The 13,060-nt window shown below is 72.9% G+C and carries 11 protein-coding genes; 2 read left to right on the top strand and 9 right to left on the bottom strand.

Features of this window, described 5'->3' with window-relative positions; genetic code table 11:
- Nucleotides 1-26 precede the first annotated feature (26 nt).
- The 6 genes from ruvX to OERS_RS06475 form a co-directional block, all read right to left on the bottom strand.
- Nucleotides 27-557 (bottom strand): Holliday junction resolvase RuvX, encoded by a 531-nt coding sequence (gene ruvX / locus OERS_RS06500; protein ID WP_068625184.1) that lies wholly within the window; start codon nt 555-557, stop codon nt 27-29.
- 11 nt (nt 558-568) lie between these two features.
- Nucleotides 569-3,262: an alanine--tRNA ligase gene (gene alaS, locus OERS_RS06495; RefSeq protein ID WP_056652038.1), complete on the bottom strand. Its 2,694-nt coding sequence runs from the start codon at nt 3,260-3,262 to the stop codon at nt 569-571.
- A 157-nt stretch (nt 3,263-3,419) separates the two neighbouring features.
- Entirely contained in the window at nt 3,420-3,761 is a 342-nt protein-coding gene (locus OERS_RS06490) for a hypothetical protein (protein WP_056652041.1), read from the bottom strand.
- Complete coding sequence (locus OERS_RS06485; protein WP_056652045.1) at nt 3,761-4,135, bottom strand: DUF948 domain-containing protein; 375 nt, start codon at nt 4,133-4,135, stop codon at nt 3,761-3,763. The genes OERS_RS06490 and OERS_RS06485 overlap by 1 nt, the downstream gene beginning before the upstream one ends.
- Before the next feature lie 141 nt (nt 4,136-4,276).
- Nucleotides 4,277-4,903, bottom strand: a complete 627-nt coding sequence (rpsD, locus tag OERS_RS06480) for a 30S ribosomal protein S4 (RefSeq protein ID WP_056652049.1) — start codon at nt 4,901-4,903, stop codon at nt 4,277-4,279.
- 287 nt (nt 4,904-5,190) lie between these two features.
- Nucleotides 5,191-6,723 carry a replication-associated recombination protein A gene (locus OERS_RS06475; RefSeq protein ID WP_068625183.1) on the bottom strand — a complete coding sequence of 511 codons (1,533 nt, stop codon included), beginning with the start codon at nt 6,721-6,723 and terminating at the stop codon, nt 5,191-5,193.
- A 265-nt stretch (nt 6,724-6,988) separates the two neighbouring features.
- Between OERS_RS06475 and OERS_RS06470 the strand changes: the two genes are divergently transcribed.
- Nucleotides 6,989-9,232 carry an MMPL family transporter gene (locus OERS_RS06470; RefSeq protein WP_068625182.1) on the top strand — a complete coding sequence of 748 codons (2,244 nt, stop codon included), beginning with the start codon at nt 6,989-6,991 and terminating at the stop codon, nt 9,230-9,232.
- A gap of 92 nt (nt 9,233-9,324) precedes the next feature.
- On the opposite strand, the gene OERS_RS06465 is transcribed toward OERS_RS06470, so the two are convergent.
- Together OERS_RS06465 and aspS are read right to left on the bottom strand one after the other, a co-directional pair.
- Nucleotides 9,325-10,170: a GNAT family N-acetyltransferase gene (locus tag OERS_RS06465; protein WP_139107722.1), complete on the bottom strand. Its 846-nt coding sequence runs from the start codon at nt 10,168-10,170 to the stop codon at nt 9,325-9,327.
- Nucleotides 10,167-11,999, bottom strand: coding sequence for an aspartate--tRNA ligase (gene aspS / locus OERS_RS06460; protein WP_068625181.1), 1,833 nt, complete (start codon nt 11,997-11,999; stop codon nt 10,167-10,169). The genes OERS_RS06465 and aspS overlap by 4 nt, the downstream gene beginning before the upstream one ends.
- A 136-nt stretch (nt 12,000-12,135) precedes the next feature.
- Between aspS and OERS_RS06455 the strand changes: the two genes are divergently transcribed.
- Nucleotides 12,136-12,603: a PPOX class F420-dependent oxidoreductase gene (locus OERS_RS06455; RefSeq protein ID WP_068625180.1), complete on the top strand. Its 468-nt coding sequence runs from the start codon at nt 12,136-12,138 to the stop codon at nt 12,601-12,603.
- 27 nt (nt 12,604-12,630) lie between these two features.
- On the opposite strand, the gene OERS_RS21035 is transcribed toward OERS_RS06455, so the two are convergent.
- Nucleotides 12,631-13,029 (bottom strand): hypothetical protein, encoded by a 399-nt coding sequence (locus OERS_RS21035; RefSeq protein WP_139107721.1) that lies wholly within the window; start codon nt 13,027-13,029, stop codon nt 12,631-12,633.
- Nucleotides 13,030-13,060 lie beyond the last annotated feature (31 nt).

Raw genomic sequence — 13,060 nt, 5'->3', positions numbered from 1 at the left:
CGGCGGTCCTTGCCACGTCACGACGATCAACGTTCTACGTACTCTCCAGCGCGCGCCCCCGCGCTCCGCTCACGGTCCAGAGCGGTCTGGAGGATGATAACCGCCGCCGCCTGGTCCACGACAGAGCGCTGCTTGCGCCCGGCACGGCCCGAGGCCCTCAACGCCTGGTGGGCGCTGACGGTCGTCATCCGTTCGTCGACGAGGTGCACCGGGACGGGTGCGATGGCACGGGCCACCAGTCCAGCGTACGCACGTGCCCCCTGGGTGGCGGCACCTTCTGCCCCGGAAAGATGGCGAGGGAGCCCGATGTACACCACACGTGCACCTCGTTCCTCCACTTCCGCCGCGATCCGGGCGACGTCGCTCGGCAGGGGGGACGCGGCGTCGTCGGGCGCCGGAACTGCGGTCTTGAGGTCGCGCGCCAGCGTCTCGACGGGGGTCGCGATCAGGCCGTCGGGGTCGCTCGTGGCGAGCCCGACCCGGACGCTGCCCACGTCGACGCCCAGGCGGGCGCCCCTCGGGAGAGGGACGCCCGCCTGGTGCTCGTCGAACGTCACCCGGTCGCCGCTCAGAGCGCCGAGGCGACGTCGTCGCGGATGCCCGCGAGGGCGGCCGGGAGCGCGGACACGTCGGTGCCGCCCCCCTGGGCCATGTCGTCCTTGCCGCCGCCGCCGCCGCCGAGCACGCCCGACGCCTTCTTCGCGAGGGCGCCGGCCCGCAGGCCCGCCTCGCGCGCCGGCGCGTTGGTGACGATGACGACCTGGGGTCGCTCCTTGCTCACGCCGCCGACCGCGACGACGCTCGGTGCGGAGTCCGCGAGGCGTCCGCGCACGTCGAGCGCGAGCGCGCGCAGGTCGTCGGCCGAGGCGACCTCGCCCGCGTCGTGCACCACGACGCGCGTGGTGCCCACGGTCTCCGCACCGGCCGCGAGGTTCGAGGCCGCGGCCAGGAGCTGGGCCTGACGCAGCGCGCCGAGCTCCTTCTCCGCGTCACGCAGGCGCGAGACGAGCGAGCTCACCCGGTCCGGCAGCTCCTCGGTGCGCACGTTGAGCAGGCCCGTGAGCTGCCCCACCAGGGCGTGCTCCTTGGCCTGGAAGCCGTAGGCGCCGTCGCCGACCAGGGCGTCGACGCGACGCACGCCCGAACCGATCGAGGACTCGCCGAGCAGCGTGACCAGGCCGAGCTGGCCGGACTGCTTGACGTGCGTGCCCGCGCACAGCTCGCGCGACCAGTCGCCGCCGATCGAGACGACGCGCACCTGGTCGCCGTACTTCTCGCCGAACAGCGCCATGGCGCCCAGCGCCTTGGCCTCGGCGATGGGCATGACCTTGTCCGTGACCTCGAGGTTCTCGGCGAGCTGGGTGTTGACGCGCTCCTCGACCTCGGACAGGACCCCCGCGGGCACGGCGCTCGAGGCGCGGAAGTCGAAGCGGATGCGGCTCGGGGCGTTCTCCGAGCCGGCCTGCGTCGCGTCCTTGCCCAGGGCCTCTTGGATGGACTTGTGGATCATGTGCGTCGCGGTGTGGGCGCGGCTGATCGCCTTGCGACGCGCCGTGTCGATCTGCGCGGTGCCGGGGTCCCCCAGCGCCACGACGCCCTCGACGAGGCGTCCACGGTGGACCGAGAAGCCCTTGATGGGGCGCTGCACGTCGTCGACCTCGATGGTCGCGCCGCCGTCGAGCACGATCGTCCCGTGGTCGGCGAGCTGGCCACCGGCCTCGGCGTAGAACGGCGTGCGGTCGAGCACGACCTCGACGTCGGCCGGGGCCGTCGCGGCCGGGGAGGGCACGCCGTCGACCAGGAGGCCCACGACGTTGACCGACGCCGTGGCGTCGGTGTAGCCGAGGAACTCCACGGGGCGCGCGAGCTCGCTCTGCAGCGCCTCGTAGGCCGCGGTGTCCACCCCGCCCGTGCGCTTGGCGAGCGCGTCGGCACGAGCGCGCGTGCGCTGCTCCTGCATGAGGGCGCGGAACGCCTTCTCGTCTACCTGGACGCCCTGCTCGGCGGCCATCTCGAGGGTCAGGTCGATCGGGAAGCCGTACGTGTCGTGCAGGGCGAACGCCTGGTCGCCGGGCAGGACGGGCGTGCCACCCGCCCCGGCCGTGGTCTTGGCGGCCGCGACCGCGGTGTCCAGGATCGTGGTGCCCGAGGTCAGGGTGCGGCGGAACGCCTCCTCCTCGGCGTAGGCGATCTGGGAGATGCGCTCGAAGTCGGCGCCGACCTCCGGGTAGGAGGCCTGCATGGCGTCGCGCGAGACGGGGAACAGCTGGGGCAGCGAGGGGTCCTCGACGCCCAGCAGGCGCATGGCGCGCACCGAGCGGCGCAGCAGCCGGCGCAGGACGTAGCCGCGGCCCTCGTTCGAGGGGCGCACGCCGTCGCTGATGATCATGAGGGCCGAGCGGACGTGGTCGGCCACCACGCGCATGCGCACGTCGTCGTCGGTGTCCGCGCCGTAGCGCTTGCCGGACAGCTCCTGGGCCGCGGCGATGACGGGGAAGACCTCGTCGATCTCGTACATGTTGTCGACGCCCTGCAGGACGAACGCGACGCGCTCGAGGCCCATGCCGGTGTCGATGTTCTTCTTCGTGAGCTCGCCCAGGATGGGGAAGGACTCCTTGGTCCCACCGTCCCCGCGCTCGTACTGCATGAAGACGAGGTTCCAGATCTCCAGGAACCGGTCGCCCGCGAGGTCGATCGCGGGGCCGCCGTCGGGGCCGTAGGCCGGGCCGCGGTCGTAGAAGATCTCGGAGCACGGGCCAGCGGGCCCACGGGCACCCGTGGACCAGTAGTTGGGTCCCATGCCGAGGCCCTGGATGCGCTCGTCCGGCAGACCGGCGATCTTCTTCCAGAGCCGGCGCGCCTCGTCGTCCTCGTGGAAGACGGTCACCCAGATCTTGTCCTCGGGGATGCCGTAGCCGCCCTCGTCCTGCGACCGCGTGATGAGGTCCCAGGCGTAGGTGATGGCACCTTCCTTGAAGTAGTCCCCGAACGAGAAGTTCCCGTTCATCTGGAAGAACGTGCCGTGGCGCGTGGTCTTGCCCACGTCCTCGATGTCGAGCGTGCGCACGCACTTCTGCACGCTCGTCGCACGCTGCCAGGGCGCGGTCTGCTCACCCGTCATGTACGGGATGAACGGCACCATGCCCGCGATGGTGAACAGGGTCGACGGGTCCGGCGAGATGAGCGACGCCGAGGGCACGACGGTGTGGTCCTGGGCGGCGAAGTAGTCGAGCCAACGCTTGCGGATCTCGGCGGTACGCATGATGTCCTTCGGAGGTCGGTGATGGAACGGGCCGGGGCACGCCGCTGGGCGGCCGGCACCGGCTAGAACAAGTATGTTCCCGCGCTGCTTCCCTCCCGGACCGTGCGCGCTGCGCGACGGGCGGAGGTCGGCCGGCGGGGGTGGTCCGGCAGGTGGATCAGTAGAACGAGTACCCCAGGAGGTCCTCGTCGTCGTCGATGTCGGGGCTGCCCGTGCGCTCGCGCCGGGCGGCGCGGGCCGCGCGCACGTCGTCGGGGTGCGGCTGGCCCTCCGCGAGCAGGGCCGCGAGCAGCTCGGCCTCGCGGGCGTCGCGCGCGGTACGGAACTCCTCGCGGAAGACCGCGACGAAGCCCGTCGCCTTCTCCCCGAGCGCGTTGACCTGGTCGGTCGCCTGGTCGACGAGCGAGGCGGGCGCGTAGCGCGCGATCACCTGACGCCCCTTGACCACCACGACGACCGTGATGGCGACGCCGACACCGACCCAGAAGACCCGTCGCATCAGCGACCGGCCCGCGGGCCCGAGCGCCCCGAGGCGCGAGCGAAGGCCTGGCGTACGCCGTAGGTGAACGCCGCGACCTTGACGAGCGGGGCCCCGAAGGTCGCCGCGTACAGCCCGGTCAGCGCCGAGACGTTCTCGCTGACCTGGGCCGCGGACGTCGTGATCGTGTCGACCTTGACGAGCTGGCTGTTCGTGGTCGCGACCGTGGTCGCGGCCTCGTCGAGGATCGGCACCGAGTGGTCCGTGACCTCCTTGATGCTCACGCGGGCCTCGTCGAGGACCCGGCCGAGCTTGACCAGAGGAACCGCGAGGACCCCGACCAGCAGCACGAATGCGATGGCGGCGATCAGCCCGGCCACATCTCCTACGGACATCTCCTGCTCCTCCTTCGATGGCGCGACGCGACGAGCGGCACGCCTCGCGAAACCTTACCCGGATGCACGAACGCCCCGCTCCCCGTCGAAGCGGTGAGCGAGGCGTTCGTGCAGGCACGCGGCAGCAGCCGCGCAGGAGGATCAGCGAGCGTAGTACTCGACGACGAGCTGGACCTCGCAGGTCACGGGGACCTCGACGCGCTTGGGGCGACGCACCAGGACGGCGCTCAGCTTCTCGAGCTGGACGTCGAGGTAGGCCGGGACGGCCGGCAGGACGTCGCGGTGCGCACCGGCAGCGGCGACCTGGAACGGCGTGGTGGCCTGGCTCTTCGGCTTGACCTGGATCGTCTGACCCGGCTTGACCTTGAACGAGGGGCGGTCGACGATCTTGCCGTCGACGAGGATGTGGCGGTGGCCGACGGCCTGGCGTGCCTGCAGGATGGTGCGGGCGAAGCCGGAGCGCAGCACGAGGGCGTCGAGACGCATCTCGAGGTTCTCGACCAGGGCCTCACCGGTCAGACCGGCGTCCTTGCGAGCGTCCTCGTAGGCACGGGCCATCTGCTTCTCGCGGAGCGCGTACTGGGCGCGCAGACGCTGCTTCTCGCGCAGACGGACCGCGTAGTCCGACTCGGTGCGGCGACGGGCACGGCCGTGCTCACCGGGCGGGTAGGGACGCTTCTCGAAGTGCTTGACTGCCTTGGGCGTGAGCGCGAGGCCCAGCGCGCGGCTCAGGCGAACCTGGCGGCGCGAACGAGTCACTGAAGACACAGTGTGTTCCTGTCCTGTCGTGTTCTTGACGTCACACCCGTGCGGATTGCCGGGTGCGGGACCAGCCGATGAGCCACCGCCGTGATCCGTGAGGATGCGACTCCCCTCGACGTGCGTCGAGGGTGTCCTGCGGGGCTGCGGGGCCGAGGTCCCAGGTGGCCGTCCCTGCCCTGACGGGCGGAGACAACCTGAGAAGTCTACCGCACGGGGCGCGGGGGGCGGTCCGTGCCCTGGTCACGGGCCCCGGCGACCTGACGGCGACCGGCCCTCGCTCTGTCCGCCGGCCCTCAGTCGCCCAGGATCTGCCGGATCCGCTCGAGCCGCTCGGTCACCGAGCGCTCGAACCCGCGGTCGGTGGGGGTGTAGTAGCGGGTGCCCTGCAGGACGTCCGGCAGGTACTGCTGGCGCGCGACCGCGTGCGGGGCGTCGTGCGCGTACTTGTACCCCTTGCCGTGCCCGAGCTCCTTGGCCCCCGCGTAGTGGGCGTCGCGCAGGTGAGCGGGCACCGTGCCGACCTTGCCGGCCCGCACGTCCGCGAGCGCCGCGTCGATCCCGAGGTAGGCCGCGTTGGACTTGGGGGCCGTCGCGAGGTGCACGACGGCCTCGGCGAGGATGATCCGGGCCTCCGGCATGCCGATGAGCGCGACGGCCTGGGCCGCGGCGACCGCGGTCTGCAGGGCGCTGGGGTCGGCCATGCCGACGTCCTCCGCGGCCGAGATGACGATGCGCCGGGCGATGAACCGGGGGTCCTCGCCCGCGGCGATCATGCGTGCCAGGTAGTGCAGGGACGCGTCGACGTCGGATCCGCGCACGGACTTGATGAAGGCGCTCGTGACGTCGTAGTGCTGGTCGCCGTCGCGGTCGTAGCGGACCGCGGCGACGTCGATCGCGCGCTCCATGGTCTCGAGGTCGACGACCACGGTGCCGCTGGGTCGCGTGCTCGCCGGCGCCTCTGCGGTCTCGGCGGGCTCGGACCCGTCGTCGCCCGCACTGTCAGGCGTATCCGTCCCCTCCCCCGGACCGTCCGTGGCCGCCGGCCCGACGGCGTCGCCCGGGTCCGGCGCGTCGTCGTCCGGACCCGTGGTGCGCACCGGGGCGTCCGGCACCTCCGAGAGCGCGGCGCCCGCGGCGGCCTCGAGGATCGTCAGGGCCTTGCGGGCGTCGCCGCCCGCGAGGCGGACCAGGTGCTCCTCGGCCTCCTCCGCGAGCGTGACGGCCCCGCCCAGACCGCGTTCGTCGACGAGCGCGCGCCGCACCAGGGCGCGCACGTCGCCGGACGTGAGGGGCTTGAGGGTCAGCAGGAGGGAGCGCGAGAGCAGCGGCGAGTTGACCGAGAAGCTCGGGTTCTCGGTGGTGGCCGCCACGAGGGTGACCCAGCGGTTCTCCACGCTGGGCAGCAGCGCGTCCTGCTGGGACTTGGAGAAGCGGTGGACCTCGTCGATGAACAGGACGGTCTCCTCGCCGCCCGTGGCCAGGCGGCGCCGGGCGTCGTCGATGACCTGGCGCACGTCCTTGACGCCCGCGGTCACGGCCGAGAGCTCGACGAAGCGCCGGCCGGAGGTCGAGGCGATGAGGTAGGCGAGGGTCGTCTTGCCCGTGCCGGGCGGGCCCCACAGGATGACCGAGCCGGGGGCCGCGCGCGAGGCGCCGGGTCCGTCCACGTCGATCAGGCGTCGCAGCGGCGAGCCGGCGACCAGCAGGTGCTCCTGCCCGGCCACCTCCTCGAGGGCCGCGGGGCGCATGCGCACAGCGAGGGGCGAGCCCGGCCCCGGGCGGGGTGTCCCCTGGGTGCCGGAGGTCGCGGCGTCGAACAGGTCCATCCCGGGAAGCATGCCCCGAGCCTACGCACCGCCACCCACACGCACCGACACGCGCCCGCTCGGGCGGCCTCGTGCCGGCCCGCACCGGCGCTCGCGCGGGCGGGCCCGGGCAGGTCGGCACGGCACCTGCCGCACCCGTCCACGAGCCTGCGCCACGCCGTGCCCCGAGGGCCCTGTCGCACCGTGCCGTCGCACACCGTGGGAGCGGTCCGCTCACATCCTGCACGACCCGGCGAGGTCCCGGCCGAGGTGCCATGCTGACCGGGTGTTCGAGAGCCTGGGGCGCGCCGTCGCCCACCGTCCCCGCCTGACCGTCGCCGTCTGGGTCGTGCTGACCGTCCTCGGCTTCGCGCTCGCCGTCGTGGGGGTCCACGGCGAGAGCCTGTTCGACCGCCTGACCACGGGTGAGCCCGCCGTCCCGGGCTCGCAGAGCGAGCGCGGGACGCAGATCCTGACCGACCAGGACACGACGGGCGAGGAGATCTCGCTGCTCGTGAGCGGCGCCGACCCGGCCGACCCCGCGGTCGCCGAGGCCATGGACCCCGTGCACCAGCAGCTCGACGCGATCACCGGGGTCGCGACGGTCGTCGACCCGTTCGTGATCCCCGGGGGCGTCGAGACCGAGGCCGCCCAGTCCCTCGTCGCGGCCGACGGGGACGGGTTCCTGGTGTCGGTCACGCTCGAGGCGGGCCTCGACGAGCAGACCACGGCCGTCGCGGCGAGCGACGTCGTCGAACGCCTCGAGGCCGTTCCCGCGGACCTGGCCGAGGCCGCGCCGGGCGCGACGGGGCTCGTCTCGAGCAACGACCTGATCGTCGAGGCCATCACGTCCCAGGTCGAGAAGGACCTCACCACGGGCGAGATGATCGCCCTGCCCATCGCGCTGCTCGTCATGGTGCTCGTCTTCGGCGGGTTCCTCGCGGCCGCGATGCCCATGGCCGGGGCCATCGCCTCGATCGGCGCGGGCCTGGGCGTCCTGCTCGCCCTGTCGTACCCGCTCACGATCGACGCGTCGGTCGTCAACGTCGTGACGCTGCTGGGCCTGGGCCTGTCGATCGACTACGGGCTGCTGATCGTCTCGCGCTTCCGCGAGGAGCTGCACCGGCTCGTCGACGAGCGGGACCCCTCCCCGGCCGGCACCCCGGACCCCGCGGCCCGGACCGAGGTCACGACTGCGGTCGTGCGCACCATGGCCACCGCGGGGCGGACCGTCGCCTTCTCGGCGCTGACCGTCGCCATCTCCATCGCGGGACTCATGGTCTTCGAGCCCGACATCCTGCGGGCGATCGGCGCGGCCGGGCTCGCGATCATCCTGATCGCCGTGGCCACCGCCATGACGCTCGTGCCCGCGCTGCTCGCCCTCGCCGGGCACCGGCTGGTGGCCCCCAGCGTCCTCAGCCGCGTCCCCGGCCTGCGGGCCGTCCTGGCGCGCACCGCCGACGTCCAGTCCGACGAGGGCGTCTTCTCCCGCCTGACCGGACGCGTCCAGCGCCACCCGGTGTGGGTCATGCTCGGCACCGTGGCGGTCCTGATCGTCCTGGCGCTGCCCGTCCTGGGGCTGCAGATGCGCAACTCGGGCATCGAGCTCCTGCCCCAGAGCTCGCCCCAGCGCGAGTTCGTCGACGAGGTCACCGCCCAGTTCCCCGCGTCCGAGGCCCCCGACCTGCGCGTCGTGACCGACTCCACGCCCGAGCAGGCCCAGGCCTGGGCCGAGGAGATCGCGGGCCTCGAGCACGTCGAGCGGGTCGACCCGGCGGTCGCCGTCGGCACCGACCACGCGGTCGTCGGGGTCCATGTCGACACCGACGACGCGGGCGGCCCCGAGGCCGTGGCCGTGGTGGACGAGGTGCGGGCCCTGGACCCCGGCTTCGACTTCTACGTCACGGGCCAGGCGGCCGGGCAGGTCGACTTCCGGGCGGCGCTCGCGGACCGGGTGTGGTGGGCCGTGGGGATCGTCGTGGTGGCGACGTTCGTGCTGCTGTTCCTCATGACGGGCTCGGTGCTCATCCCGGTCAAGGCGCTGCTGACCAACGCGCTGTCGCTGGCCGCGTCTCTGGGCGTGCTCGTGTGGGTGTTCCAGGAGGGGCACCTCGAGGGGGTGCTGGACTTCTCGTCGGCGGGCGGGATCGAGACCTACGTCGTGGCGCTCGTGATCGCGTTCGCGTTCGGCCTGGCCATGGACTACGAGGTCTTCCTGCTCTCGCGCATCAAGGAGCTGCACGACGCGGGGCTGTCCAACGACGAGGCCGTGCGGCTGGGCCTGCAGCGGTCCGGGCGCATCATCACCTCGGCCGCGGCCATCATCATCGTGGTCTTCGCGGGCTTCGTGTTCGGCGAGCTCCTCGTCATCAAGGAGGTCGGGTTCGCGCTGGCGGTTGCGGTCTTCATCGACGCGACGATCGTGCGGATCCTGCTGGTGCCGGCCACCATGACGCTCCTGGGCCGGGCCAACTGGTGGGCCCCCAAGCACCTCAGGTGGTTGTACTCGAGGTTCTCGATCACGCACTGACCGGCGCTGCCCCCTGCTCCGTCGAGTGCGGAGCTCTCGTGCGACACGCCGGGCGTGTGGCACGAGAGCTCCGCACCCGATGGCAGGCCGGGTCAGTGGCGGCTCTCGAACTCCTGCACCACGGCGTAGCCCAGCCGGGTGTAGACGCGGCGTGCCGCGGCGTTGTCGGCGTACATGCCCAGGGTCACCCAGCCGGCCTCCGCCAGCCCGGCCCGGGTCACGACGGCCGTGGTGGCCGCGGCGATGCCGTGCCCCCGCCAGGCGGGGTCGGTCGCGATGCTGCCCAGCGCCCAGGGCGTGCCCGGCTCGACCTGCCGGGCTCCGACGACCCCGCGCAACGCACCGTCCGGGTCGCGCCAGCCCCACCAGCGGGCCCACGGGTCCTCGGGGCTCATCTCCGCGAGCGGGTTCGCGACGTCCAGGCACGCGCGCACCTCGGCCGCGGCCGACGGCCCGGTCAGGGCCTCGACCCGATCCTCGCCCGGCTGGGCGGCGGGGGCCTCGCGCGTGGCGAGGAAGTCCCAGCTCGACACCGACCGTCCGTCGCCGTCGCGCAGGACGGCCGGCAGGTCCTCGCCAGCGACGCGGTCCGCCAGGAGGCCGAGCGTCCCGCGCGGCAGCCCCGCGCTGACCACACGGTCGCCGATCGCGCCCGAGCCCACGACGCGGGCCAGCAGGTCCGCCGTCGCCCCGGCCGACCCCACGCCCCACAGGCCGACGGCCTGCGCGGGGCGAGCGGCGCCGTCGGGCCCCTCGATCCCGGCCGCCGGGGCCGCGAGCGCCACGCTCAGCACGCACGCCTGCTCGTCCTGCCACACCCCGCGCACGTCCCACTCCGCGAGGTCCGTCAGGACAAAGGGGTGGGAGGCCCACCGGTCCGTCAGACCGGTCGAGCCTCCCAGCGTCCTTGCCTGCGTGCGGGTGTCCGGGGCGGTCACGCCTTCCCGGTGACGGCAGGAGCGGCGTCGGTGTCTGCAGCGGTGTCCGGTGCGGGCGCGGCCTTGGGCTTGGCGTCGACGCCCGCCTCCTTGCGCTGCTGCGCCGTGATGGGCGCGGGCGCCTGCGTCAGCGGGTCGAACCCGCCGCCCGACTTGGGGAACGCGATGACGTCGCGGATCGACTCCGACTTCGTCAGCAGCGCCACGATGCGGTCCCAGCCGAACGCGATGCCGCCGTGCGGCGGGGCGCCGAACGCGAAGGCGTCGAGCAGGAAGCCGAACTTCTCCTGTGCCTCCTCCTCGCCGATGCCCATGACCGCGAACACGCGCTCCTGGACGTCGCGGCGGTGGATACGGATCGAGCCGCCGCCGATCTCGTTGCCGTTGCACACGATGTCGTACGCGTACGCGAGCGCCTCGCCAGGGTTCTGCTCGAACGTGTCGATCCACTCGGGCGTGGGCGAGGTGAACGCGTGGTGCACCGCCGTCCAGGCCGAGTTGCCCAGCGCGACGTCGCCCTCGTCGGCGGCCTCGCCGGTCGGCTTGAACAGCGGGGCGTCGACGATCCAGACGAACGCCCACGCGTCCTCGTCGATCTGCCCGGTGCGCTTGGCGATCTCCTGACGGGCTGCGCCCAGCAGGGCGCGCGACTCGTTGGTCCGGCCCGCGGCGAAGAACACCGCGTCGCCCGGCTGTGCGCCGGTCGCGTCGCGCAGGCCCTCGCGCTCGGCCTCCGAGAGGTTCTTGGCGACCGGGCCGGCGAGGGTCCCGTCCTCCTGGAACGTCACGTACGCCAGGCCCTTGGCCCCGCGCTGCTTGGCCCACTCCTGCCAGGCGTCGAACTGGCGGCGCGGCTGCGAGGCCCCGCCCGCCATGACGACGGCGCCCACGTACTCGGCCTGGAAGACGCGGAACGGGGTGTCCTTGAAGTAGTCCGTGAGCTCGACGAGCGGGTTGCCGAAGCGCAGGTCCGGCTTGTCCGAGCCGTACAGGCGCATCGCGTCGTGGAACGTCATGCGCGGGATGGGCGTGGGGATCTTGTACCCGATGAGGTCCCACAGCGCGACGAGGATCTTCTCGCCGAGCGCGATCACGTCGTCCTGCTCGACGAAGCTCATCTCGACGTCGAGCTGCGTGAACTCGGGCTGACGGTCCGCGCGGAAGTCCTCGTCGCGGTAGCAGCGGGCGATCTGGTAGTAGCGCTCCATGCCCGAGACCATGAGCAGCTGCTTGAACAGCTGCGGCGACTGCGGCAGCGCGTACCAGGAGCCCGGGGCCAGGCGCGCGGGCACCAGGAAGTCGCGGGCGCCCTCCGGGGTCGAGCGGGTCAGGGTCGGGGTCTCGATCTCCACGAAGTCCTGCGCGTCGAGCACGCGGCGAGCGGCCTGGTTGGCCTTGGCGCGCAGGCGCAGGGCGTGGGACGGGGTGGGGCGGCGCAGGTCCAGGTAGCGGTGCTTGAGGCGCGCCTCCTCGCCGATGACCTCGGTGCCCTCGAGGGCCGTGGAGACCTGGAACGGCAGCGGGGCGGACTCGTTGAGCACGACGACGTCGCTCGCCACGACCTCGACCTCACCCGTGGGGAGGTTCTTGTTCTCGTTGCCCTCGGGGCGCCGGGAGACCTCACCGGTGACCTGGAGCACGAACTCGGCGCGCAGCGGGTGCGCGATCGCCTCGTCACGGATGACGACCTGGGCGATGCCCGAGGCGTCGCGCAGGTCGATGAAGGCCACCCCACCGTGATCGCGGCGACGATCGACCCAACCGGTGAGGGTGACGGTCTGACCGATCTGCTCGGCCCGCAGGGAGCCGGCTGTGTGGGTGCGAAGCACGGAGAGTCCTTCCGGAACATGCCGGGGCGCACAGTGGCGTCCCGGGATGGGAGTGGGGAGTGCGCAGACGACGCACGCGGACGAGTCTAGTCTGTGGGCGGACCACGTTCAGGAGAACTCTCCCCAGGAGGCACGCATGGCCAGGCGGATCGCGACCACGGACCGGATCGGACGCGCAGAGCTCGTCGCGTTCCTGCGCGCCAACCGGCGGGCCGTGCTGCTCACCCGGCGCGCGGGCGGCGCCCCGCAGATGAGCCCCGTCGCGTACGGGGTCGACGGCGAGGGGCGCGTCGTGGTCTCGACCTACCCCGACCGCGCCAAGGCCGTGAACCTGCGGCGCGACCCCGCCGCCTCGCTGTGCATCCTGGGCGAGGACTTCGACGACGCCTGGGTCCAGGTCGACGGCACGGCCGAGGTGATCGACCTGCCCGACTCGGTCGAGCCCCTCGTCGAGTACTACCGCTCGATCGCCGGGGAGCACCCCGACTGGGACGAGTACCGCCGGGCCATGGTCGCGCAGGGCAAGTCGCTGCTGCGCGTGACGATCACCGGCTGGGGCCCCGTGGCCACGGGCGGGTTCCCGGCACGGCTCGCGCAGGACTGAGCGCGGGCGTCCGCCGGGACGTCGCGTTCAGCGGACGGGCGCCGGGCGCATCGCGTGGCGGACCACGTACTCCGGCCCGACGTCCACGGACAGCCAGGCCCACACCGACTCCGCGTCGTACGGCGTCCAGGAGACGGCGCACGCGAGGACCGCGACCTCGCCGTCCTCGAGCGCAGGCAGGGTCCACTCGAGCCCAGGGCGCTCGGCAGCTCCTCGCTGGTCGCTGGCAGCACGTGGCAACCCGAGCCGGCGCGGCACCTCGTCCACCAACGACAGGTCGCTCGCGAGCCCGGGATGGTCGGACGTCCACCGCGTGGGGCACAGCCCTCGGAGAGCGAGGCCCCAGACTCCTTCGCTGTCCGGCCCGTCCCACTCCTCGCCGGGACGTCGTCGGCGTCGGTCGGGCTCCGAACGTCTCCCTGCCACGGGACGTCGACGTACGGAGCCCGCTACCTGG

The sequence above is a fragment of the Oerskovia enterophila genome (assembly GCF_001692445.1).
GTDB classification, from domain to species: domain Bacteria; phylum Actinomycetota; class Actinomycetes; order Actinomycetales; family Cellulomonadaceae; genus Oerskovia; species Oerskovia enterophila.
The sequence above is the reverse complement of the archived record's forward strand: the minus strand, read 5'-3'. Positions and strand labels throughout refer to the sequence as shown.